We start from the raw sequence: 24,994 nt of genomic DNA, 5'->3' as shown, positions 1-24,994 counted from the left end.
CAGCTACCAGATCAATCGACAACTCTCTGGGTGGATCCTTCCTCCACTGGTAATACGCGCCGTCGGGGCGCACCGTATGCCCTCAACATACCGACCCGTTCGAGAACCAGATCCAATCCAGTTTTAGACATTCGCGCGCGCCTCTGTCGCTGATCCTTATCGGATCAACTTTGTCCGAATGATATCGACAGAGGCCCAAAGGGAGACGGGAATGGACCCAATTGACAACGTCAACCATGCGCGGCTCAGATGAATTACGTCGAGCCGCGACAGGAAGAGACAGCGCAAGCAGACTTTGATCAGCGGCGTAGAGAACCACAGCCAATCCTCCCAACATCAGCTTCACCCGGGGCTGGATCGCCCCGGACTGCAACGGATGGCAATAAGAGAGCGCAGGCTATCCAGGAGAACGAACGGTGCGCAGCTGCATCCTTTGTGAGAACGCGCGCTCAGCTTGCCGCAACGCTGACCTGCGCGAATATTGCGGAAATCGAACTCGCTGCGCAAAGGTTAGCACAATGGTCAAGAGCGACTGGGCCGTCGGCCGACGGCGTCGATAGTGGCCGCCTCTACGACGACGTGGTGACATCTTCGTACGCGGAGCTGCAGCGCTTTCAAGACCACGCCAGCCATTGCAAGCACATGGGTTGGACCGTCAAAGCGCGATGGCCCATTTGCGTTCCATGGCGGCTTTGCGTTACGACGCCGCCCCCTGGAATATCTGGGGAGGCCAACGACTTGATCTGGGTCGCGCAGCGGCAGAGCACATGAGGGGCGATACCAGTTCTTCGCCTTTTGTATTACTGTCCGAGGAGGCCCTACAACTGCTCCTTTCGCCGGACGACGACAACGAGTATGGCGCCAAAGCAATCGCGGAAACGCGAATGAGCTGCACAGCTACACGGTGCCGAGGGTCACCATTTGGACGGCCGAAGATCGTCAGTATTCTTGAGGACGGGACTGAGAATGATGAACCCAATCTGGCATGGGTGAGCGATACCCCAACTGAGGAGCGCGAGGTACTGTTTCTGGGCGGGAATCTAGCTGACTATCGGACCGCTAGCGCATCGAATCCATACAAAGTCAGGGACAAAAGGCTGAGGGTAGAGGCTGCGCATTTGTCTTTTCCGACGCTCGGAAAAATCGAAATCAGCGTTCGCGCCATCTATAACACTCCGGTCCGACTGGCCAGTGGGGGCTGGCCGCGTACTGCACTTGGACAATCAGAGTTTCAGCCGAAAGCTGTACCGTCTTTGCATTCGCCGCACTTGTCGTGAGGTTGGAAAGGCACTTGCCCGCCATCATTCATTCTATCTTTCCGCCCGGCCACGTCAGGTTTTGGAAAGCTAACGTGAGTAGCGAAAGAACGAGGAAGCGATGCCAGTGGACTGCACCATGGACCGATACAACGCGATCAACCCAGCCGATAAAGATTCCGCTGCGTCAGATACCACCGTGGAGCAGCCGCAACAACCGCAAGCGGCGTTTGAGCAACACTTGGGAGAGGTGCGACAGCTCGGCCCGCTATATCCCCATAGCGATCTTTATGACATCACCGAAGAAGACGATCGCCTCATCCAAGCAGCGTCTGGTGCTGCCCTTGACCGAGGGCCACCGCCGAATGCGACCACCATCGAAATTTACGACCGTCGGCTTCGCAAATTGGCTGAGGCGCTGAAGCAGTCTGGTCAGTCGATTGCTGAGCTCGATGACGATACGTTGCTCGACCGCTCCAAGAAGCTACTGCCAAAAGACAAGGTCATCGCCCCTGCATTGTCAATGGTTAGTAGGTACCGCGAGCCCAGCGACAGCGCTCCGGCCCTCACAACACATTATCGTCCGTCCAAGGAAGACGCGAGCCTCATCAGAAAGGCCACCGAGGCGGGCTTTGGTCGAGTAATCGAAGCAAAAACCGCCGCAAATTATGCTAGCAGTCTTCGGAAGCTAGCGGCAGCACTGAGACCTTTGTCAGTTGCTAAGCTCAGTCACAAAGCGCTGCTCGGCCATGCCGACGCTTTGTTTCCGAAGGACAAGAAACTCATCTCCTCGTTGAACAGGCTGAGTGACTACCGCCGGATCGCCGGGCAGGACAATACGGGGGCTGACGGAGGCAACTCGCGCCAGCCAATACAGCCGGACGCCGATTTGCCCGTGCAGCTTTTCGATCATGAGCAGCCTTTGGGGAACGCTGCGGACCAAGGCGGCTCATTGCCGGCCCACGGTTTCAATGCTACGCGGGTTTGGGAGGGAACGGGTTTAACCCTTCATTCTCCCGTGCAACGTGTCGCCCAGGATGTGCTTTTCGACGCTGTGCGCCGAAGCGAAGTGCCTCCACGTGCCAGCTTCGATGCGCCGATACTTTGGCGGGGAATGCGTGCCGCCGCCCCCTCGCCCGTGCAGAGTTTTGCTCAGGAAGCGCCTTTCGATGCCGCGGATCGCGAGGGCCTGCTGCCAGCGACATCCTTCGATGCACCAGTGCTTTGGCCAACCACGCGTTCAGTCACCCACTCGCCCGTGCAAAGTGTCGCCCAGGAAGAGCTTTTCGATGCCGCGGATCGCGAGCGCCTACTGCCAGCCGCGCCCTTCGATGCACCCGTGCTTTGGCCAACCACGAGTTCAGTGACCCACTCGCCCGCGCAAAGTGTCGCCCAGGAAGAGCTTTTCGATGCCGCGGATCGAGACGGGTCTGCGCCTGCTGTCAATCTGGATGCGTCCAAGTTATGGACAACAATGGGGTCGCCCCCCCAAAGCGTCGGCCGAGCGGATCCTTTCGATGCCGTGATCTGGCAGCCCAGCTCACGGTCGCAGAATCCCGCCTCTGAAGAGGACTTTTGGAGGATGATGCATCAAGATGGTGCGACCCCGGCAACACATGATCCAATGTCCACCGCAGCCGAAGAGAGCTTTGATGCCTCTTTGGCCGTTCCCGAGGATTTCTCCCATGGCACCCAGGCCGCGCCGGATATGATGCGCTCCAGGCTCAGCCGCTGGGGTCTGTTGCCGGATGCAGCACAGCGGGTAAAGACCTACGACATTCACGGTGAACGCTATACGGCCGTGCTAGGACCGCGTGGGCGCAATGATGTTCAGCTCATCCATCTGCGGTCTCCTGCTATCGGCGATACGTTTGATGTTTCGTTCGCCGTGCCCAAGGATTTTTCGCATGGCACCCAGTTGGCCCCCGAAATGTTGCTTTCCACGTTGGGCAAGTGGGACTTCTTGCCTAATGGAGAACGTCCGGTCATGAACTATGAGATTGGCGGCGATCGCTACACGGCCGTGTTGGGACCGAGAGGATCCAACGACGTTCAACTCATTCATCACCCAAGGCTCGCTTTGCCGGGTGAAGCTGTGCTTGTAACGCCGACGGCTCCCCCGCATGCCTACGGCGGCCTTGCACCTGGGTTTAGTCCGCTCTCCTCGTTCGAATTGCGAAAGGACGCCCCTTTGGCGCCGGCGCCAAACATTCCACTGCCGTCTGCCGCACCGGGATCGGGCCATCAACCGTCCCCGCAAGTGCCTGAACTCGGAGAGTTGTTCGGCGACGACTGGAGGCACGGCCCCCAAGAGGCTTCGCCTCTCGTGATCGACATGCTCCAAAACCTGGGCCTTCTGCCAAGCCAGGAGGTCCCAATGACCCGTTTTCTGATCCACAGTCAGCCCTACACGGCCGAAAGCCTACCCGGTGGCCGCGTTCTTCTCTTTCATCGGCCGCAAATTGGCTGAACGAGGTGCTTTCGGCACCTCGGGCAGCTGCTCAAGCTCCCGAAACCACGTCGGATCGTTTGCTTTCAGAGAAATTAGAATTGCGTCCGAAAGACAGTTTAAGCGGCGAGCAAACCTCACAACGGCGAGGCCGAGCCTGATCTAAAGCGGGATGGTTCAATCACGTTGTGGCCGCATTCGGCAGCACGGAAGTTTCCGGTGAAAGGACCCCCAAAAGACGCGGGATGCAAGATACGAGCGCATCGTGGGGTGGGCAAGGGTCGCGCGTCATCATCGCGGGCGCCGCTTGATCGGGTTGGAAACAATGCTCTCACAAGGACCGCGGACAGCATGCGGACGTACCTAGGCGAGCCAATCTGGAGCGCTCAACTGAGAGGCCTTGGCTCCAACCCATACACGATAGCCTGAACCGCCGATCTTCCAATCACTGGATCGAATCGAGATCGACGGCCCTCATAAGTTACCTTGATCGAACTGCAGCAAGTTCGTGCAACTCGATGCCTCCCCCGACGAAAAGGCGGCCAGAAACACTCTGGCCGTTCCTGACGATCGAAACGATCCGCGTCATGGCTTGCGAAGATGTCCACACGATTAAAGGATCAAGTTTTCGAAGCGTATCCCCCTGCCCTGTGCTCTCCGTTACCAGATGAACTTTGCGCCATCCGGCAGTTCGCAGATGAATTCGCCCTGGTTCACGAGTTCGGTGGTCCCGACGACAAGCTTCGAGGCTCGCACCGTCAGCTTGCCTTCGCGGCTGAGGCTATGGCGGATGTACTCGGTCACGGCATGTCCGGAGCTATCGACCGTTTGGTGCGCATTAGCGAAGCTGATGCCGTTCTGGGCGGTCACCCTGAAGGCATTGATGACCAGACCGGCCTGCGTCGCCGACGCAGGCTTGCCAGCCTCCGCGGTGGTACAGCGGCTCATGTCCAGTATGAGCTTCACATTCTTCCCGGCCTGCAGGGCATTGAGCACCTCGGTGTATTTCGGCGAGGGCTCATCGGCTCTCGCCAGCGCGCTCCCGCTCGCAGCCGAAAGCAAGGACAACAGGATCGTCAATCCTATGCCAGTAAACTTCATATGCTCTTCTCCCTCGACAAGTACCACAGATCTCGTTTTTCAAGTCTGCGTGCTCGCAAACCGTTTGGCTGATTCCACACATCAAGCGCGCTCGCGCCTGCGACAAAAACATCCTGTCGCAACCAAGCGCAAGTAGTTGTGATGGCTATTCCGACATCACAACCTCGTATGTCAGGTTTGCGGAAGTGGCTTAGCCTCGCGCGACGTCGACTAGAACGATCTGATCGAGCGTAGGCCGCTTGGAAAACACAAAACGGCAATCGGTCGCGCTCCTCCATTGCAGGCCCAACGACCGAAAGCATGCAATTCTCACATCTGCATAAAGTAGACGATCTAGGAAACACTTCGACCAGCCGCATGCGCCAGCTTGTCCATCTTGATAGCTGTGCAAGGACTGTCTGCCCCAGACGACGTCTCCGCAATGAGGTGGTGGAGCGAACCTGACGCGGCGGTCGGATCAAGCTCAGTCAAGGCACCCGATCTCGGCCTAGTCGAAACAGCAATACCAGAAGGCATAAGGCGGCACCGACTTTTGATCCGTCGCTTTGCGCGGCTTCCGTCCAGCTGACCGCTCGCTTCACTGACTGAATCCATTCGGCATCCCTCAAAAGGCTAAAGCTAAATGGCTTCCTTCCTGGTCCGTCAGCTTCTCGAAAGCTGCACCTGCAACAATCTACGCCGACAGCCGGCCCTCGAAGGGAGAAGAGATATGAATGTTGATCCGCGGAATGCCGCAGCAGCTGAATGACTTGGAATAGACGACTTAGATTCGGTCTACCCGACCTCGCATGCAGTCTCCTTAGCGGCAAATTCCGCGACTGATCCTCGTCTGCGCCGAACGACGTGGCCCCGGAACCCATCGCTATCCAGCCTCATCATTTGTCAGCGCGCGCTCAGCTTGCCGCAACACTGACAGGCGCCACTCTTGAAGCGCTTCGGAACGAGATCGACCTTGCCGAGCAGCAAGCAGCACATTGGTCATCGGCGACCGCAGCTCCCGTCGATCGGGACCGCCTATTCGACGAGGTGGTGGGGCGTCATATGTCACACTGCGGCGTTTTCAGAATCAGGACAATGATTGCAAGCCGCGCATGGAAGAAAACACGAGCGCGATATCGCATGTCCGCAACACGGCTCGGGATCATTCTTCCGTTGGAGATCCTCTGGAGCGGTATGCTATGGACCGAGCGCGCCAAGCTGGCTGGCATATGCGCGGGAAGACAACAGCATCACCCTTCGTATCGTTGGTCGAGGATCCGGCAAAACTCGCCGTTTCTCGCGATCCTTGGGCGAGAGCGATCGCCAACATGCGGACGCGCTGCACACCCCGTACCGAAGCCAACTGTCTGGACCCCCGAGGACGTGCTGATTAGCATTGGGCTTGGAATGAATGCCGAAGATCAGGACAACATCGATGGGACGTCGATTGATATGCTCACTGGGCAGAACGCCAACCCTAGAAACCGAGCGCCTGTTCCCGGAGCGGCAATTTGGAAAGCTACCGGACCGCTAGCGAAGCAAATCCCTACAAGCACGAGAGTAATGAGTAGATGGTCCGTCGACTGCGCCATTTGACAGGTTCGTTGGCGTTCAAGCACCAAAACACCCCCAAGGAAGAACTGGAGAACGGCGCACCAGCTCCGCCTCACGCACAACAGCTCGAGCATATTGGCGGCGTGATCGATGGCCCGATCAATTCGCCGATCGAGCGGTACAGCAGTTGAGGGCTGCGACGGAAGATGCCCCCCGACGGTTGGGAGGACGCCGGACCATCCTCTCTCCCCTGCCCGCTCGTTAAAGCATTCTGGCATCTTAGATGCGTTGTGACATCGCCCGGCATCAATTTGTTAGCCACCCCCACGGTTGGCCGGCGGCTTTGGTTAAGCCGCTGAACGCTCCCCTGCCTTAGCTAGCTCGGCCTGCATTAACCGCGCGGTCAACTAAACAGGTCTTTCGGCCGCAAATCGTATCAGGTATTCACTCACCCGTAGCAAACGGCGCTATTGCATTACAGCCGATCCGTAACCTGGATGCGTTCCATCAAAACAATCGATTTTGCCGAGCATGCCTACAGGCCTCATAGTCGATCGCGATATATGGAGACCGCATTCAAGATGACCTCTGGCAATCGATTCTCTCCTCAGCCCCTTGCCGAACAACTTGGCTCGCGCCAACTTGGCTCGCGCGATCGGCAGTGTGCATTTCGGACGTTAGGTCCTGCGCGTCACATCGACGTCCCGCGCCCGCCCCGATTTTCGCACTAAATTGCCGAGTATGAGGCGGATCGGATTGGCCGATCTTTGGCGCCATAGCCGAACGACTGCCTCTTCGCGCGCTTCAAGGCGTTATGGCGCTACGCTTGATTGGACGGACGAATGCTCACGATCTTGGACAGAGCGAGATTGACCTTCGCACAGCTCGACGGCATGGCCCCACTGTGTCGTCATTGCCTCACAAGGAGTCCGATGTTGATGGCGCCGATACAAAGAGCCCTTAAAGGCACTTGAATCTCACCCAGCGTCAGATTGTAGGATTTCCGACAGTCCCGCGACAGAATCCACTCGCGTGAACTCTTCCTGACAGGTAGCGACAATTGCGAACGTCTCAGAACCTCAATGCTCGGCCAATACGGCTTGTGACACTGCTTGACTGCTCCGATTCAGAGCTTGCATCGTTAATCTGCTCTGTGAGCGCAAGACGAACCGCGAGACCAGGATCCAGCGCGCGAGAACAAGGCGAGCAATCGCCGTACCGATCACAGGCAGAGTCCAAGCTTGAGACTAGATCGTTCTTGCGCCGTTCAATCCGTCTGACGAAATTGAGCCGGCGTCACCAGCTCAGACAATGCGCGACAGCGATGCCAGGCTCAAGTTGTCCTTCCTTGCCAGCCTTCGCTCGGCTGGCGCGGATAAGATCTCGGAAGCAACCGAGCTTCAAGACGGTTGACACCATGTTTGGTCATTATCACCGGATAGCGAGACAATGTCTAACCCGCCGATGGGCGTGTTGATCGTTTCATCGCATCTTGGCTTTTTGCAGCTCCGTCGTCCGACGCATAGCGCGTGAACCGTCTTAAACGCGGAAAACTTGCGTTGTCGTGACTTGACGACACTACGGGCCCAACAGCCCTGCAGGGCTGACCGCGGTCTAGGCGAATTTGGGGAGTTTCCAATGTCGGTTTCGCAAGTCTGTTCGGCGGTAAATACAGCCGCTCTCGCCTGCGCTTTCGTTTCGTTCGGGCGGTTTGGCACGATCGCTACTGCAGGCGCTCGTGTAGTGCATGCAGGCATGCATCAACGCGCGGCCAGGACTCTCGGCTTCGCGAGAGATTGCAGAGCTCTGGCTGGCGTAAGGGAGATTTCGAGGAGCGCCCCCCCGCGCAGGCGATCCGCCGCATGCCGCCACCTATCCGACGACGATGGACGCGCAGACATGGGTCGCCTACCAGCAACGTCTTGCGTGTCGTTTACGACTTTTCGAATTCACGCCAAAGCGGCAGCCTCTAGGTTCCGCCGAATTTCATGGTCAGCGTGACACGCTCAAGTCCTGCCGAGGATGGACGAGAGGCGATGAATGCGAATTCTCCTGGTTGATCATCATGCGGACTTTGCCCGCGACTTGAAGGAAGCGCTCTTAAATTGTGGCTTCGCCGTCGACGTGACACGCACGCTGGATGAGGCGGCGGCCGCGCTCGATTGCGCGAACTACCACATGGTCCTGCTCGAATCGGCTTTGCCCGATGGAGACGGATTGGGCTGGCTGAAGCAGTTGCGGCGCGAGGGACGATCAATGCCGGCTATGATGATGAGCAGTCTAAATGATCTTAGCCGGCGGATTGCGATCTTCAATGCGGGCGCGGATGATTTTCTGCCCAAGCCCGTGTCTATCGACGAACTCATTGCCCGCATGCGAGCTATTTTGCGACGGTCAACGCAAATGATGGCGCCGGTTGTGACATTCGGGAATCTGCATTTCGATCCGATCGCGAGACAAGTCTCGATCGGCGGTCAAATACTGAGAATTGCGCGCCGCGAAGTGTGCATTCTTGAACATCTGCTCAACCGCGCGGGCCGTACCGTGCCGCGCGCATCACTCGAAGATAGCTTGTATGCATTTGACGATGAGGTCTCGACCAATGCGCTGGAGGTCGGGATTTATCGCTTACGCACGCACTTGAGCCAAGCGGGTGCAACGCTGAGGATCAAGACCGCGCGCGGTGTCGGTTACACCCTCGAACTCATCGGCGCAGCATCGGCTGCCTAGCCGATCGAACTTGAAAGCAGCACTCCCTTGAACGTGGTTAACAATGACGCCGGCGAGCCGCCGATGGTCGCCAGCGGCTCGCACTATGCCGCTTTTCCCCGCTTCAGCTACGTCCTGTGCGCACTCGCTGTGCTATTTCCGCTTGCTGTCACAGCTCAGACAAAGTGGGATCGCAAAGGGGAACCGCCTCATGCGGCGCCTGGCAGCACCACGGGCACGATCAACCTTACCTCCTCACAGGGCAAGACAGTTCATCTGACCGGGCCGGCTGCGAGCATTTTTATAGCCGACCCGGCGATTGCGGATTATCAGGCGCCATCGAACACCACGGTTTTCGTGTTTGGCAAAAAGGCCGGACGGACGAGCTTGTTTGCCCTGAACGACAGCGGAGAGGCTCTCGCCGAGCTGCGTGTTGTCGTCACCCAACCGATCGAGGATCTGCGGGCCGCGCTTAAGGCCGAGGTCGGCGACTATCCAATTCAGGTCAGCTATACTCCGCGCGGCGCGATCCTTAGCGGTACGGCGCCTAATGCCGACGTCGTCGAGACCGCCAAGAAGGTCACTGAGCAGTTTCTTGGCGCGGGCGCGCTGGTTGCCAACAAGATCCAGGTCGCCGGCTCATTGCAGGTGAATCTCAGCGTACGGGTGGCAGAAGTCTCCCGCAGCGCCGTCAAGGATCTCAACATCAACTTCACCGCCTCGAGCCCAAACGGCGCTTTCCTTGTGACCGGCAAAGGGGGCGGGTCCGGCTCGGCCGGCGGCGGCGGCACGATCGGGATTGGGTTTAGCGCCGGCAATACCAACCTGAGCGCTGTTCTCGACGCTCTCGCGAGCGAGCACCTCGCATCAATCCTGGCTGAGCCGAATCTAACAGCCATGTCCGGCGAAGCCGCAAGCTTCCTCGCCGGCGGCGAATTCCCCATTCCGGTGATGCAGGACAACCGGCAGGTTTCCGTCCAGTTTCGCCAGTTCGGCGTGAGCCTCGAGTTCGTTCCGACGGTTCTCAACAATAATCAGATCAATGTCCGTGTGAAGCCCGAAGTCAGCGAATTGTCGAGCGAAGGCGAAGTCAAAATCAATGGCATGGCGGTCCCTGCCCTCTCGACTCGGCGGGCGAGCACGGTGGTCGAGCTCGCCAGCGGTCAGAGCTTTGCAATCGGCGGCCTCATCAGGCGCAACTTCAACACTGATATCGGCGAGTTTCCCTGGCTCGGCGATGTGCCGATCCTGGGCGCGCTTTTTCGCTCCTCATCGTTTCAAAAACGTGAAACCGAGCTGGTCATTATTGTCACGCCTTACATCGTGCGGCCCGGACCGAATCCGAACCGCATGAGTGCGCCGAGCGACCGCATCTCACCGCCCTCAGACGCGGGGCGGATTTTGACGAACACGGTGGCCCGGCCGCCGCGAGAGCGCGATGCGCCTCGCGCCAGCGCACCAGGATTGACCGGCAGCGCCGGCTTTATTATCGAATGAGGATGGCCAATGACTTTGCGACATCTGTGCTACCCGATCGTTATTGGAGCAACATTGGGGGGCTGCGCAGTCACTGCCTCGATCCAGCCCGCGCCGGCTAACCAAGAGATCCAGGTCGAGCAGAAGAGTAGCGTGCTGTTCCTGCAGAGCCTTCGTGGCCCCGAACGGCATCGGCTGCGAAGCTTTATTGCAGCGACCAGTCGCGGCCGGCGGGATGCCCTCCATGTGGATGTCATCGGCCCACCCAGACTCATTGCACAGGTGGCCCACGAGGCTCGCGCCATGGGCGTTGCCACCTACAACATCCGCCTGTCCGCTTCTCGTGTGGATTTGCCGGCTCGTTCCGGGGTGAGGATCGAAGCGATCACTTTCGAAGCCCATCCTCCGGTCTGCCCCTCGCTCTCCATCGTCGGTCCTACAGTGAACGACAATTCGTTCAATCCAACCCTTGGCTGCTCAGTCCGGCATAACCTTGCGGTCATGGTCAATGAACCTGGCGACTTGTTAGGCAATAGCGCTGTCATGCCGACCAGTGGTGATCGTGCAGTGCTTCCCATCACCGCAGGTGGGGCCACGTCGGCGGGCAACAGGAGCAATTCGGAGGATCAAACCCATAACAAGGTTGCGCCAGAAACCCAATAAGCGGCTCGTAAGACCCGAGCAGCATGAACGTCGGTTAGCATCCTTGTCCATATCAGTCTTCGGAATCGGCCGACGAGCCTCCTGCATTTCAATCTTTGCTCGGTCCTTTCCTTGGGATCGTGCAGCTTGCAGATCAGGTTCTGGGACAGTTGGGTCGTTGACCAGAGATTTGAGCGCATCGCTGTTTTGCACGACGCTAAACTAGGCCAGCGGCAAAGACTGCCTTTGCAACCCTCTCGAAACAGTCCATCGGAACGGCCTTGCCCATCGCACCTTTTCGGATCAGCTGACGCGCCAACACATGATCCTCGACAATGTTCAGACGTTGGGCGCGCGCCTGTGCCAGTAACTGTGAAGCCGTTTCGCCCTCGCCGCGGCACACCAGTACCGGGACGCCGGTCTCGCCCCGAACGTAGCGCAGCCCGATCAATGTCGCTCGCCCCGTCAGTATCACTGTCGCCCGATGGATGCCGAGCGGAGACTCGTTCGCCGACTCCCGGCGGAGCCTGCGGTGTTCACCCTTGATCTGCGGACTACCATCCTGTTCCTTGGACTCGCGCTTGGCTTCGCTCTGCGTCATGCGCATGTCGCGCAAGAACAACCAACGTTGAATGAGCAGATCGGCCAAGCCGCCAATCAGAAGAGCGCCGGCAGCAATCGCGATCAGCACTTTGAGCTCTTTAAAGACAAAACCAAAGCAGCTCAAATCGCAAACGGGCAAGTATACCAGTGCCCTCCAACTTGCGAGCACAGTGAAAACGAACGTAGCGCCAAGAACCAAAACTTTGACGATAGACTTTCCAAGCTCGACAACCGACCGCTGGGAGACAATCCGCTTCAGCCCTTTGACGGGGTCCAATTTTTCAAAGCTGGGTTTAAGCGGCTCAACCGAAATCGTCAGCCCGCCGCCGGCCAAGACACCGGCCAGAATCGCCGCAACAACCGCCGCACCTAGGATGGGCGCCGCGGCTGTTATAGAAAGGTCCATCAATCCGACCAACGCCTGCCGGGCCGCACTGTTAAAGGGCTGTTCCTGCAGCTTGTCGGTGAGCCGCACGGCTTCGCGCCATCCGTCTTCGATCGGGCCCGCCCTGAAGCACAGGCAGCCGAAACCAGCGCAAACGCTTGCCGCGGTCACAAAGTCGGCGCTGCGCGGGCTCTGCCCTTTCTTACGCGCGTCCCTCAGCTTCTTGTGACTTGGTGGAAGGTTTTTCTCTTCGCTCGTGTCGTTCATTTCAAGAACCTCTCGAGCCACTCCAGCACGCCGTTGAACCGAATGATCTCTGCTCCCATATATTCGATCAGGAAGACGGCGTAGCTGACCATAATGATGCCAAAGGCGGCATTCTTGATGGTCGGAGAGAGATCATTCAGCTTGATTTGCGGCGCAAAGCGCCCGAGCAGCATGAGGGATACGTCGATCAGAAGCAGCAGAGCCAGCACGGGCCCGGCGACCACCAGGGTCGTATGCATGATATGGTCGAGAAGCCCGATAAACTCCATTGCCCCGTGGTGGGTCAGGGGCGGTAGCAGCTGATACACGGGCCAGATCAGATAACTTCCATATAGGCATCTGACCATGGTCTGCAGACCTCCTGATACAACGAAGATCGTAACCGCGGCGGTCCCGAGAAAGAGCCCCATCGGGGCGGTTTGACTGCGTGTGGCAGGATCGTCCACCTGGCTGGAGATGCCGCGCTGGGTATCAATGATGTCACCAACGGCCTGGATGCTCCAAAGTGGTATACTAAGCAGAAAACCGAACAGCAGGCCGATAAATATCTCCTTCAAACCGAGGAGCGAGACCGCAACCATACGGGTGCCCGGATCTAGTGTCTGTAAGCCGTTCCTGATCTGCATCAAGCAAGGCAATGCAATCACAACCGTCGCGCTTGCGCGGATAATCCCGCTAATGTGCGGTCGCGTGAATACCGGAAGAACCAGCATAATGCCGAGGGCCCGGGCTGCGCCAAGTCCGGCCGCAACGACGAACTCGACAGCAGTCTGAATCAGAGTTTCCGTCTCGGTGGGTGACAAAGCATCCATTTGAGCTCAGCTCGTCGTTCCTTCAGCCAATGCAACCGTCGCACTCACGTCGCCATGATGTGAGACGTCAAGAACTCTGCAGATCTCGAGTCCCAGCGGTTGCAGAGCGACAGGCCACCAACAAGGCAGATGACTTCGGCTTCAACCATCCATATGACTACAGCCATCCGGCGCAGAGGTATGACCATTCGATGAGAGCACTGGCGAAATCGCGCCGCTGCGCGGCCCTACAAGCCACGCTTCTTCCGCTTTCACCGGCCGCAGCACGGTTTGGAGATCTGAGGGCCTCAAAGCTTCCATCGATTTCGCAATCTATGGAGATCGGTCTCGAGCGGCACCTTCATTCGCAGGCTCATTCACCAGAACGCCAGAATCGTGGGGCCGCTTGCAATCAAAGCGGTTCGCCCGTTCACTGCGTCGACAACTCGCCAGGCAATGCATCGAGGACCAGGTCTCAGCAGGTAATTCCGTCACGTCGAAGCAAAACCTAAATCGAATGGATAGAACTTCCAAATGGGGTCATTCTTCCTCCGAATACGGCAGGCTCACGGAGCCGAACAGGACAGTTCGGATATCTATCCGTCGCATGCTAGCGAGGCGAGCTTTCGATAAGCTGACGAACTCGCCCTTTTCTGGTTCACAATCAAGGCCGACAAACGCGCGCTATAGCTAAACCTTGGACAGCCGTGCGTTCCGCGCACTAATACCTCGCGGTGAGCGCGGGGAACTCAGTGAAGATATGCTGGGCTTGCTCGATCAGCGGCGCGCTCAGCACCGGAGCAAACAGAACGAGCACGGCGACGACGACGAGGAGCTTCACGGTAAGCGGCAAGGTTTGATCCTGGAGCTGGGTTGCTGCCTGCACGATGCCGATACCCAATCCGGCCACGAGGGCTGCCAGGAGCGGCGGTAGAACCCAGATCATGAACAGGACCAGTGATCGGCTCAGGTGGGTGAGGATGCTGGCCTCGTCCATGTCAACTCCCCGGAGATGCGTAGCTTAAGACCAATCCGTGCATGAGCCGTGACCAGCCGTCGATTGTGACGAACAGAAAAAGCTTGAAAGGAACGGATATCATTGTTGGTGACACCATTGACATGCCCATGGCCATCAGAATTGTCGTCACAATCAGGTCAATTGTGATGAACGGAAGATAGAGAAGGAAACCGATTTCAAACGCACGCTTAAGCTCCGAGATCAAAAAGGACGGCACGAGGATCGAAAAATCATCGGCTGTTGCGTTGCCGCGCATCTCCTCCGACCAGATATGTTCCGTCGACGACAGGAAGAACGTGCGCTGCTCCTCAGTGGTGAACTTCTTGAGATGGGCGCGCAGCGGCTCGCTGCCCTCCTTGGCAGCGGTCAACCAGTCGTCGGCGGTTTGGTAACGAAGTTGCATATCGGTCACGCGGTTGTATGTTTGCTCGAATACCGGGGCGTCTATGAACGCGGTAAGGATCAATGCAGCGCCATACAGTACGATGTTCGGTGGTATGGACTGAGTGCCAAGCGCGTTGCGGATCAGGAAGAGAACGACGGAAACCTTGATGAACGCCGTCGTTGTGACGACTGCAAACGTCAAGAGGCCAAGGCCGACGGTCGCCGCAACAAGCGCAAGGATGCTCGGTTGAATGTCAACCATTGACCGCCAACCTGCTACGTAACCGGATGCCCAACGCTTCACCGACACGTACGATGTCGCCGCGGCCGATCAATTGACCGTTGGCGACAATGTCGACCGGGCCGTCCAGCTGACGGCCGAGCTCGAACACGTGCCCCTCGTTGATGCTTCTCAACGTACCCAGCGCGATGGGCCAGCGGCCGCATTCGAACACAAGCGTGATCTCAACACTGTCGATGTCGGCTTCCGAGGGCGGGATTGATTGCTCCGCTTGGGATCGTATTGTCATATTTGCATACCTTAGAGGATGGGACTGCAGGCGGAATGGTCCCCGAAGGATAAGTCTGTCGCCCGCGACCTGCGCCGGCGCCCACAACTTGTCCGCAGCGAGGATGAGCTGGCCATAGGCAAATGGAATGACGTCGGGCAGCAGCGCGTCGCCGGGCTGTGCTTGACGAAGAAGCCTGACGGGCGCCCGTAGCGAGCCGATCTCTCTCGCAATCACGACCGGCAATTCCGAAGAAATCTTGCCTAAGTCCCGCGGTAATCGGCCGATCAACTCGCCTAACAGACGAAACGCAGACGGAACCAGACCGTCAAGTGGCGCGAACAAGAACAGGCGGGCCTTGACCGCCAGCGGCCCGAAAGTAACGTCGAGCTCCAAATAGGGGTCTTTGGCCGTCGCGTCTTCGATGCGGATCAGCTGCAAATTCCGCGCGAGCATGATCTCTAATCGAGCGAGCCAAGGTTCCAGAACAAGTTCGAGAAGCAGCGAGCGGGTTGGGTCGGAAGGCAAAGTAAGGCCATACTGGACCATTGAAATCAGCGCCTCGACGAGAAGGCGGGGCAAGGACAAGACAGCGGTCTCGCCTCCGGCGCAAAATACGCAATCAAGCATCGACATGGCATATGGCTCGGCCTGCCAAACAAGCCGGCTTATACGGATCGATAGCGGCTTATCGCCAAGGCGGCTCTGCAGAACCGTGCGTGGTGCGGCGATCTCGTTGAGCCACGAGACCACGCCATGCGACAACTTTACCGCTGGCTGAAATAGTGCGGGTTCACCCACGGCATTTACCGACAGGTTCCACGGGCGCAGCTCGCGACGTCATGAGAGAACGAGCCATCAGTTCGAGCCACCGACCGCTTGGCTGCGCGAACCACCCTTATATCGGAGCAAAACCTCGTCGTCGGCATCGATTTCAGCTGCACACTCCAAACGGACAGCGGTATTGCGCTGGACATCGCCCTCAATCTCCTCCCATTTCTGGCTCGCCGCCGAACGCTTGGCCCATATGGTCCGCGCCTCATTCACTGACCGCTGAGCCTGCTCATGCGCGACGCGCGCCTGCTCACGCGCCTGGCGTGCCGATTCGATCTGTGCTGCCAGTCGCCCAAGGACGAGTTGACAGCGACGATCGAGCTCGGTCACGGACATCGTCTTGAGCGACGCCAGCTCCTGATAAAGTTCAGCTTCGACCTTGGCGCGACGATTCTCCGCGCCTTCAAGATTCTCAGACGCTCGCTGCAGCGCTTCGACCGCAATTCGGCGCCTGGCTTCCATGTTCGACAATTCACGAAGCGCGCTTCGCTCTCTCATGTCTTTCACCAGCCGCAATTTCGACGCTTGCACGAGATTCAGGCCGTCAGACGCGACATCCATGAAACGGTCTCCTCAAAGCTAGACGGCTCGTCCTGTCCCTGGCGCAAGAATGCGCGCAGTTCCTCGATTGAATCGATTGCCCGATCAGTCAGTGCATCGCTGCCCGGCTTGTATTCACCGACCTTGATCAGGAACTCAGCCTCATTATAGCGCGAGAGCAGATCACGGAAGACGGATGCCGCCTTGCGATGTGGACCAGAGGCGACCGCATCCATGACACGACTTCGGCTCGACAGCACGTCGATGGCGGGAAAATGCTCTCGCGAGGCCAGCGCGCGCGAAAGAATGATATGACCATCGAGAATGCCGCGCGACTCTTCGGCGATCGGATCGCCCGTACCGTCACCTTCGACAAGCACGGTATAGAATGCCGTGATCGAGCCCCGCTCGCCCATACCGGCACGCTCCAACAGTCCAGGCAGCAGCGCAAAGACGGAGGGAGGAAAGCCGCGCCGGGTAGGAGGTTCTCCTGCGGCAAGGCCGATTTCGCGCATTGCACGGCTAAAGCGCGTCAGCGAATCCATCATCAGAACGACCTGCAGCCCTTGATCACGAAAATACTCGGCGAGTGCGGTCGCCATATGAGCGCATTGCGCCCGCTCCATTGCCGATCGATCGGATGTCTCAACGACAACGATCGTGCGAGCGAGGGCATCTCCAATATGACGTTCGATGAATTCACGCACCTCGCGTCCACGCTCTCCTATGAGCGCAACCACGGTGACATCTGCGGCCGCACCTTTTACAATTTGCGACATCAGCGTCGACTTACCGCAACCGGCATCTCCATAGATTCCGATCCGCTGACCTTCGCCACACGTCAGAAGTCCATCCAGCACGCGAACGCCGAGCGGAAACGGCTGCTCGATGCCACGCCGCCTCATCGGGTTGGGCGCCTTGCCGCGGAGCGGACACGTGTGGACCGTCTTTATCGGCCCCTTGCCATCGAGTGGGCGGCCGAAGCTATCGATCACGCGGCCGAGCAGGTCGGGCCCGACTGACACTTCATGCATGCGCCCGGTCGGAAGCACTTCCGCGCGGTGGGACAAGCCTACCATATCGCCAATGGGCGTCAGCAACACCCCGTCCGGCAGCAAACCAATGACTTCCGCCTCAAGTGACCATCCGGAAGCGTGATCCTGCAATAGGCAAAGTTCTCCAACACGGGCCCCTGGCAACACGGCATGGAGCAAGGTGCCGATCGCACGCGTGATCCGTCCCCGCACGGCACGCGTATCGACATCCTTTGCTGCGAACCTCAGAGATGCTATCGCCGCACGCACATCTCCTTCTCCGCCGGCTTGATCATGGCCTGATTGTTGCGTCGTCACGGATAGCTTTCCTGAGAAGATGGATTAAGGCCGAGACGCAATGTGCGGAGCTGCGCGGCAAGTCCTAAATCGACACTGCCGAACTCACTCCACAGAACGCACTGGTCCGGCCCCACGGCAGGGTCCGGATCAATTCTGACTTTCGGCCGACCATTCGTTCCATCGAACGCCAGGAATTCATGTCTTAGTGCATCAGCGTTCACAGGAGACACGTGAAGGCATACTTCTGCGCTGCCATATCTTTTCTCGACAGCGTGACGAACGGTCCTTACCAACATCTCACCCGGATCAAAGGAGCCCAACAAATCGGTCAATATCTCAATGACGAGGTGTGGTAACTCCTGTTGCAGAACGGCTTTTCGCCCCGCCACATCGGAAGCAGCTCGGGCAATCAGCTGTGCCATTTCGTCCGAGCCTGACCTTAGACCGTCGCAGTGCCCGCGCTCCCGCTCCTGCTGATAGGCCTTCCTTGCCCAACTGCGAACCTGCCGCAGGTATCGCTCGGCTAGCGCGCGCGTCTGTACCGCATCGTACCAGATGCCAAGTTCCGCGGCTGGTATGAGCGGACCGAGCGGCCGTATTCGCGGGCTATCTGGCAAGACTGTTTCATTGGCCGTCATGCCGCTGGCTCCTCCGTGGCCAAGTGGGCCACCACCAAAGACAGTAACTTACCCGCTGAGTTGTGGTGTTCGGCGGCTGGAGATTCGGCGGTGGTCCCCACAGGTAAGCGGAAAAGAACGCGCACACGGTTAAGCTCTGATGCGTCCTTGAGCCAAGCGCCAAGGCAGGCAAATCCCTCATGTTCAATCTGGCTCGCCAGCTTCTGCGGATCGTCAATCGATGTGGGTGCGACGGCGCTGGATAAGTGTCGGATTGCGAAAGCATGTGCTTCGGCACCAATATTTTCGATCAGAATCGCTACATCATGCCTTGACACAAGCTTCAGCACCGAACGGGCATGCCAGATACTGCCAGCGAGCAGCGCCGCCCGACGCGGATCATGCCCGAGCAGAACGTCCCTACCCCAGTCGGTTCCCTTCGCAACCAGCTCACTACCTGGCAGCAATTCTACGAGTCTTTGCTGCAGTCTCGGAGACTTCTGCAACTGCAGCACTGTCGCTGCCGACAGGAGCCCATCAAGATGGCCGGCAAACCGGCTGGGATGGATCAAAGCGGCAAGCTCGCGCAGGCGATCGGAATGCGGGTTGAGTGAATAACTTGGATTAGTGGATGCCATCGATACGAACCTGCTGCCACTATTTCGGATCGGAGGAGAGCTTTTTGCCGGCGGACTGGACCGCTGGCTTGCTGGCATCTCTGCCGAAACTTGTCACTTTGAGCCAGGATTGACGAAGCTGTCGCCCACGTGTGCTCAGCAGCACGTAAGATAGAATGCCCAACGCGGCGAGCCCACCTCCTGCACCGATCGCAATGGGGGTTGCAATGAACTTGGTTGGTTCGGTGGAAGCTGCCGTTTGCACAACGGAGACCTCATGATGAGCCCGCTCAACCGGCACGAACACGACCGCCACCTTGTCGTATGATAGACCTTCGATGCTGTTGGCGACGAGCATCTTGATCTGCGGCAGCAAGGCTGAGAGCTTCGCGTTGGAGGCGTATCGAATGAACACCGACGCCGAAGACGGGGTTGCATCTTGTCGCAAAAGATCATTCTTCGGCAGAACGACATGAACACGGGCGGAGAGAACCCCATCGATATCGCTGATCGTGCGCGACAATTCTTCACTGAGAGCATAGACGTAGCGGGCTCGCTCCTCAACCGGAGAGGCAACGAGGCCCGCCCCCTTGAACACCTCACCAAGGCTCTTGAAGGATTGGCGCGGCAAGCCCTGATCATTCAGCAGCTCGATTGAGTAGGCGAGTTGCTTTTCTTCCACCTGAATTGTGCTGGTCCCATCCTTACCGACAACACGAATGGCATCGACGCCCTTGCTCAGGAGCAGCCCAAGCATCTCGTTGGCTTCACGCTCTTGAACTTTGGTATACAGATCAGCTTTGCAACCGGCGAGGGTCAGCAAAAGCGGCAACAGGACGAGAGCATGAAGCCGCTTTCTTGCGCGACAGCCATTACCGATCTTGTCTTTCGTCAAGACAGCCAACGACCCACTCAGCCCGCCGATAGAAGCTTATTCAGAGATGAACTCACAGCACCTGTCCCCTTGGAGATGAGCGAAACCTGGATGACGCCGTTGTAAACATCCCGCAGATTCGTCAGCGCCGAGTCGAAATGATCCGCACCCTCCGGTTGGCCCACTGGATGTACCTCCACTTGCTGCACACGCAAGACCGGTTGCGCGGCCGGCCCAAGCTGCTGACTCTTGGTAGGATCAGGCTCGCCGACGAGCGCCGGCGAAACTGCCCCCGACGGAAATGGTCTGCCCTGGTGGATAGCAGAAATGCTCTGAAGGACGCGATCGCCTAGCAGGCTCTCCGGCGCTACTGCGCGATGCACTTCCGGCAGCGATGGAGCTGGCGCGTGCTCGGTCGCAGAAGCGGCGACACCTTGGTTCGAGGCCGCCTGCGCAAGACTCTCGCCAAACTGAGCGTGCGCCGGCGAACAGCCGTTGGAGGCACACTCGACGGAGTTGGCAGAGATCGACGTAACGCCAAACAACATGGAGGAAATCATTTCTGTCCCGTGGTGAGATGAGCCGTTCCGTTCACACGAATGGGCCGCACCTTTGGAGAAGCAAGCTGACCAAAAACTGACGAGCATCTGTCATCTAATGATCACGGTTAGCTTCCAATTTGGGACGAAGCATCGGCTTCCACATTTTGGGACGAATTCCGGTGCTTGTTCTCAAGTGTACAAATAGCAGGAATGCTCATCCCATCCACAAGGCTGCACATCTTGACGAAAGTTCTCTATGCTGGTGTTTTCATTTGCTTTGGCGTCGTCGAGGCGCTCGGCGCTCCCCTGGCGCTGCCATCGACGCCTTATAGTTACACGGTTCTGGATCAGGACCTCGCGGCCGCACTGCAGGAATTCGGCAACAACCTAAATATCAGAGTCAATGTCAGCACCGGGGTGAAGGGGCGGATTCGCGGGCGAATGCCGGATCTCCCACCGCGAGAGTTCCTCGAACGGTTGATTAATCTCTACAATCTTCAATGGTACTACGATGGGCTGGTGCTCTACGTATCCGATGCGCATGAGGCGCAAAGCCGCCTTTTGGTCTTGAGTCCAATCAGCTTTGATGCGTTCAAGGCGGCACTCGATGCGCTCAACATCTCCGACGAGCGTTACATCGTGAGACCCGTACCGGGAGATGGCCTCGTCTTCGCCTCTGGTCCACCCCGCTTTGTCGCGCTTGTGGAGCAAACAGTAAAAGGACTTGCGGCGGAGGCACAGGCACGGCGAAACCCGAGCAGTGCCGAAAAGCCGCCGCACGAGTCGGTTTTGATGCTGTTTCGGGGATCCTCCAGCGTGGTCATTCGCGAAGGACGACCGAATGACGCTCCTTCGCCGGAGGCGCCACATCAAGACGGCGCGGTCCACACACCCGATGTAGGTAAGAAATGACTTGATGACAACTGATGGCCTGGAAGAGATGCAATGCGTCTGCTTATGCCCTCTGTCAGTTTTTCGAAAGCTACTGCTGCCATTGTCAGAGCGCGGATGTGTAGATGGCCGATGCCGCAGGGTGGCGCAATAAACGTCCGAACCGGAGCCACGGTGCGAACCAGAATTCTAACCAGCAGCATCGGTGAGCGTGCTTTGCCACTTTAGCGCCTCATGCGAGCTTTTGAACAACTCCACGAAGTCCGTCATGCAAATGAGCTTCGTCGTATAAGAATGAAACCCACTCCGTTGTCCAAAAGGAGGAACGGGATGGACTTCAACGCGCTAAGCCGGGCGGACAACAGCCCAGCGTCCCACTCGTCCTCATCGTTCGCCAGTCCAAGGGAGTTTGAGCGTGAACTAATGGCATTGCATGAAATACCTGAATACAGCCAGGACCTAATTTGGCAGGAACTCGGAGGCAGATCATCGGGTGTGAGCCATCATTGAGTGGCGACGAGCGGTCCAATTCTCAACAGCCGATCGCTCAACACCGCACGGACGCCTCCGATTTCAAGATCTTGAGCCTTGGCTCATGCGGGCCGGGTCACCTCACGCTGGACCGTCTCAAGCCGGGCCCCTGTTGACGCAGGGGTGCTCCGCCGGACATTGGAGATTTTGCCATGGCGAACGGTCGTCGCGCCAAGGACGACTGGGTCTTCACTGGCCAAACAGCTACGCCCGCTCAGATCGAAATGCTAAGAAGCGGCGATCTCATAGCTACCAGGGGTGTCCGGACAACAACGCTCACCATCCCTGGTGTGCCTCACACGGAAGAACGTTTTATTCGTCAAAACCGTCGCTGAACCCTTCCATTTGGCCTGTAGGTTCGGGCGAACACTCGCCAAGCGGCTAAGCACGATGACATGAAGAATGCCGAGTGCAGCTGAGCTTCGATCCGCGCGGCGCAATACGGTCCGCAGCATCTACGCAAGCGCCAACACTCTCGTTGGACACCGGCGCGAGGTCGCTCCGCGTGGGTCATTTCACCATAAGATGCTGCGGAGACCTGCGACGTTGTTTGACCAATCGGCGCACGTGATCATCCGCAGAGCGGCAGAATCGGCCTCGCTAATTCGACCTAGTTGGCCCCGAGGCAAGCGATCGAGCATAACAAGAAAGCCGATTCCGATATCGAGAACCCATCACCGCCTCTCACACCATCACTGCGCGTCTCGTTGAGAAACCTCTGAGCGCCGTCAGCTTTTGGAAAGCTAATCGAACCTACCATGTGGCGTGAATATCTAGACGGCGATGTGCCTATAGATTGTAGCGGAACTGAGCGCTGGGGCGCACTGAGCAATTGGAAGCAGGTGGTAGGAGCCATCGAAGCCTGTCGACATTTCTTGCTCGTTGTTCGTCGCGATTCTCCGGCTGCGCCACATGACCAGTGTGGTGCGATCTCAAATCAGAGGACGTATAATGTCAGTCAACAACCTATCGCTAACCGCCAGCTCGAGTATGTCCGGACTGGCCCCCGGGCCCTCATCGGCGCGGGATCTTTCAAACTTCGAGGCGATGCTGGCTAGTTTCTCGTTGAAAGACAATGCCGATGACCATTCCACTCCACAGAATCCGCCGGCTGCAGACTCAGCCAAGCGGCTGACGGAGGAACTCACGCAGGAGGTGCGGAGCATCCTCCCGCCGGAGATCGAGGCCGCACTTGACGCATGTCAGCAGGCCCCAGAGCCATCCTCCGCGGAGTCCTCCTCCGCTGCGAGCGCCCCAAAGATTGCAGAGGCACCCGTACAAAGCTCCAGGATCACGTGGAACAGCGGTACGCTGACTGATGCCGAGCTGGAGATTGTGTCGGTGCTGAACCGACACAAAGACAAATGCCCGCTGGATTGGAAATCCCTTGGAGATTTGGCCAACGATCCCTCCACTCCGCCGGATCTAAAGGCGGCGATCGAGGCGTTGCAACAGGACCCAGAGCTCTTCTATGCGATAGGCTCGCAAGGTGACGGCCGCTGCGGCGGGAAGATCAAAGCAGGTGATCTCTCCGGCTTCTCCGATCACCACCCTCAGGTTGCTGCTTTCCAGGAGCAGCGGGCAGAGAGCTATACGCAAAACTACATCCCTTCCGACGGCACCCGGAATGGCGAGCCATCGGTTATGACCCAGACCGATGCATTGCGCGAGCTCTATCGCTATGCCGACAACCTGCCTAAGAACCTGAGCCTTGCGGATTTCAAGCGGATCGTCGACGGCGAAGCTAAAACCGGCAAATGCCCGCCACAGGTCCTCGCGGCCGCTCAATACTTCCTCGACCATCCGGATGAATGGAAGCAGTTGTACGGTGGCTCGATAGACAAGGTCCACAAAGAGGACTTCCTGCAGGTTGCTTCATCATCGATCAATCTCACGCAAGCCGAGCTCGATACGCTCAATACGATCAGCAAGAACCAAAACGCTTTCTTCGGGAAGGGTGACCTGACCCGGGAAAAGCTGGCGAGCATGGTCGATGATAAGACCCTCGCGCCCGAGGTGCGAAAGGCGGCCTCCCAGCTGCTCTGCGATCCTGTGTTGTTCGGGTTGATGAACAACGCGATTACGGGCTACAAAACCCACCACAAGTTCTTCGACTTCGGCGGCGGCCATACGGTCGATTCCGGCAACATCAGCAACAGCGACTTCGACCATTTCTTCAACAACATGTCGGGTGCGAACCGCACCGTTCACCAAGTGAAGACGCATGCCGTCCGAACGCCTGCCGAGCAGGACGCGGTCGCGGACATGACGACGGGCATGGCAGACCAGCCCGACATCAAGTCTCCCAAAAAGAACGGTGGCGCCTTCATGCACGCACTTAACGACGTGCTCAAAGTTGGCTCTAAGGTATTCGATTGGGCCGCAACAGCAGTCGGTGTACTTGGCTTCATTCCAGGCTTGGGTGAATTGGCCGATCTGGCGTCAATGGTGCTCGAAGCCGAGGCGCAAGCTGCAAATCTTCTTCATACTGCCGTCAGTGGCGGCAACATAAAGCAAGCGCTGGAAGAAGCCGGGCTGAACCTTGCGGCACAGGCGGTGGGCTGCATCGCCGGACCCGAGGTCAAATTGGCAATGCGAGAGGGCTTGGTGAAGCAGGCAATTCAAGAAGCCGCGACGGCCGGCATCAACCTGCCGGTTTCGGTGGCCCAGTCCTGCGCGGAGGATTATCTGAATAACCTAAAGGCTCGCATCGAATCCGAGCGCTTGCAAGCTGTAGGCGCTAACGCCTAGGCGGAGGGACGCCATCTTCTCAGGACCACGCTGGAAATGCTAATCGAGCTTGCGCGGCCTCCGCGCGGTTGGGCCTCCCTGCCGAGCACTAGGTCGCGCAAGCTCTACCAGCATACTTGAGACTGCCCCCGAATCCGAGGAACTTATTTCGGCTCTTCACTGTGTGCAAAACCATGTTGGCCGCACTCGATCGTTCGAATCCGACCTCAAACCCAGTCTGCCGCTGTGAAGTTCCATCGACTGCAACGCCGCCTGTCGAGACCGCGATGCATTAACACTACGCGACAGACCGGCCGCAGCCGCGGAGCTTACCGCTTGCGCAAGGATCGAGAGCACATTG

General features: G+C 58.1%; 19 protein-coding genes. 7 read left to right on the top strand and 12 right to left on the bottom strand.

Going from position 1 to position 24,994, the window contains the following annotated elements; genetic code table 11:
* Positions 1 to 1,395: 1,395 nt before the first annotated feature.
* The gene (locus AC5ZFO_RS36195) at positions 1,396 to 3,726 is read left to right on the top strand and encodes a hypothetical protein (protein WP_496123280.1); all 2,331 of its coding nucleotides are present in this window, start codon (positions 1,396 to 1,398) and stop codon (positions 3,724 to 3,726) included.
* Positions 3,727 to 4,365: 639 nt separating this feature from the next.
* On the opposite strand, the gene AC5ZFO_RS36190 is transcribed toward AC5ZFO_RS36195, so the two are convergent.
* Entirely contained in the window at positions 4,366 to 4,785 is a 420-nt protein-coding gene (locus tag AC5ZFO_RS36190) for a VirK family protein (RefSeq protein ID WP_282524017.1), read from the bottom strand.
* Positions 4,786 to 6,356: 1,571 nt separating this feature from the next.
* On the opposite strand from AC5ZFO_RS36190, the gene AC5ZFO_RS36185 reads away from it, so the two are divergent.
* The 4 genes from AC5ZFO_RS36185 (at position 6,357) to AC5ZFO_RS36170 (ending at position 11,187) form a co-directional block, all read left to right on the top strand.
* The gene (locus AC5ZFO_RS36185; protein WP_496123279.1) at positions 6,357 to 6,530 is read left to right on the top strand and encodes a hypothetical protein; all 174 of its coding nucleotides are present in this window, start codon (positions 6,357 to 6,359) and stop codon (positions 6,528 to 6,530) included.
* 1,849 nt (positions 6,531 to 8,379) lie between these two features.
* Entirely contained in the window at positions 8,380 to 9,069 is a 690-nt protein-coding gene (locus tag AC5ZFO_RS36180) for a response regulator (RefSeq protein ID WP_496123278.1), read from the top strand.
* 27 nt (positions 9,070 to 9,096) lie between these two features.
* Entirely contained in the window at positions 9,097 to 10,545 is a 1,449-nt protein-coding gene (locus tag AC5ZFO_RS36175) for a type II and III secretion system protein family protein (RefSeq protein WP_496123277.1), read from the top strand.
* A gap of 9 nt (positions 10,546 to 10,554) precedes the next feature.
* Positions 10,555 to 11,187, top strand: coding sequence for a CpaD family pilus assembly lipoprotein (locus tag AC5ZFO_RS36170; RefSeq protein ID WP_496123276.1), 633 nt, complete (start codon positions 10,555 to 10,557; stop codon positions 11,185 to 11,187).
* A gap of 196 nt (positions 11,188 to 11,383) precedes the next feature.
* On the opposite strand, the gene AC5ZFO_RS36165 is transcribed toward AC5ZFO_RS36170, so the two are convergent.
* The 11 genes from AC5ZFO_RS36165 to AC5ZFO_RS36115 all read right to left on the bottom strand — a co-directional run bounded on the left by AC5ZFO_RS36165 (position 11,384) and on the right by AC5ZFO_RS36115 (position 20,499).
* A complete protein-coding gene (locus AC5ZFO_RS36165) occupies positions 11,384 to 12,421 on the bottom strand; it encodes an EscU/YscU/HrcU family type III secretion system export apparatus switch protein (protein ID WP_496123275.1) in 1,038 nt (345 codons plus the stop codon).
* Positions 12,418 to 13,233: a type III secretion system export apparatus subunit SctT gene (gene sctT, locus AC5ZFO_RS36160; protein ID WP_496123274.1), complete on the bottom strand. Its 816-nt coding sequence runs from the start codon at positions 13,231 to 13,233 to the stop codon at positions 12,418 to 12,420. The genes AC5ZFO_RS36165 and sctT overlap by 4 nt, the downstream gene beginning before the upstream one ends.
* 700 nt (positions 13,234 to 13,933) lie before the next feature.
* The gene (locus AC5ZFO_RS36155; RefSeq protein WP_025038819.1) at positions 13,934 to 14,209 is read right to left on the bottom strand and encodes an EscS/YscS/HrcS family type III secretion system export apparatus protein; all 276 of its coding nucleotides are present in this window, start codon (positions 14,207 to 14,209) and stop codon (positions 13,934 to 13,936) included.
* Between the two features lies 1 nt (position 14,210).
* Positions 14,211 to 14,876, bottom strand: coding sequence for a type III secretion system export apparatus subunit SctR (gene sctR / locus AC5ZFO_RS36150; RefSeq protein WP_282524024.1), 666 nt, complete (start codon positions 14,874 to 14,876; stop codon positions 14,211 to 14,213).
* Positions 14,869 to 15,924 (bottom strand): type III secretion system cytoplasmic ring protein SctQ, encoded by a 1,056-nt coding sequence (gene sctQ / locus AC5ZFO_RS36145; RefSeq protein ID WP_282524025.1) that lies wholly within the window; start codon positions 15,922 to 15,924, stop codon positions 14,869 to 14,871. Before sctQ ends, sctR begins: the two co-directional genes overlap by 8 nt.
* A gap of 57 nt (positions 15,925 to 15,981) precedes the next feature.
* On the bottom strand, positions 15,982 to 16,518 hold the full coding sequence (locus AC5ZFO_RS36140; RefSeq protein ID WP_282524026.1) for a hypothetical protein: 537 nt from the start codon (positions 16,516 to 16,518) through the stop codon (positions 15,982 to 15,984).
* Positions 16,494 to 17,849, bottom strand: a complete 1,356-nt coding sequence (gene sctN, locus AC5ZFO_RS36135) for a type III secretion system ATPase SctN (protein ID WP_496123273.1) — start codon at positions 17,847 to 17,849, stop codon at positions 16,494 to 16,496. The genes AC5ZFO_RS36140 and sctN overlap by 25 nt, the downstream gene beginning before the upstream one ends.
* Entirely contained in the window at positions 17,846 to 18,469 is a 624-nt protein-coding gene (sctL, locus tag AC5ZFO_RS36130; protein WP_282524028.1) for a type III secretion system stator protein SctL, read from the bottom strand. The genes sctN and sctL overlap by 4 nt, the downstream gene beginning before the upstream one ends.
* Positions 18,466 to 19,086 (bottom strand): nodulation protein NolU, encoded by a 621-nt coding sequence (locus AC5ZFO_RS36125; RefSeq protein ID WP_282524029.1) that lies wholly within the window; start codon positions 19,084 to 19,086, stop codon positions 18,466 to 18,468. The genes sctL and AC5ZFO_RS36125 overlap by 4 nt, the downstream gene beginning before the upstream one ends.
* A gap of 19 nt (positions 19,087 to 19,105) precedes the next feature.
* Positions 19,106 to 19,960, bottom strand: a complete 855-nt coding sequence (sctJ, locus tag AC5ZFO_RS36120) for a type III secretion system inner membrane ring lipoprotein SctJ (RefSeq protein WP_282524030.1) — start codon at positions 19,958 to 19,960, stop codon at positions 19,106 to 19,108.
* Positions 19,961 to 19,977: 17 nt separating this feature from the next.
* Entirely contained in the window at positions 19,978 to 20,499 is a 522-nt protein-coding gene (locus AC5ZFO_RS36115; RefSeq protein WP_496123272.1) for a nodulation protein NolB, read from the bottom strand.
* Between the two features lie 192 nt (positions 20,500 to 20,691).
* On the opposite strand from AC5ZFO_RS36115, the gene AC5ZFO_RS36110 reads away from it, so the two are divergent.
* Both AC5ZFO_RS36110 and AC5ZFO_RS36105 read left to right on the top strand, forming a co-directional pair.
* On the top strand, positions 20,692 to 21,393 hold the full coding sequence (locus AC5ZFO_RS36110) for a secretin N-terminal domain-containing protein (RefSeq protein ID WP_282524032.1): 702 nt from the start codon (positions 20,692 to 20,694) through the stop codon (positions 21,391 to 21,393).
* A 1,461-nt stretch (positions 21,394 to 22,854) separates the two neighbouring features.
* Positions 22,855 to 24,654: an HrpF/NolX family T3SS translocon protein gene (locus AC5ZFO_RS36105; protein ID WP_496123271.1), complete on the top strand. Its 1,800-nt coding sequence runs from the start codon at positions 22,855 to 22,857 to the stop codon at positions 24,652 to 24,654.
* Positions 24,655 to 24,994 lie beyond the last annotated feature (340 nt).

Source organism: Bradyrhizobium sp. Unk1 (assembly GCF_059512345.1).
Note: the sequence above shows the minus strand (reverse complement) of the source record. Positions and strands in the feature narration are given on the sequence as shown.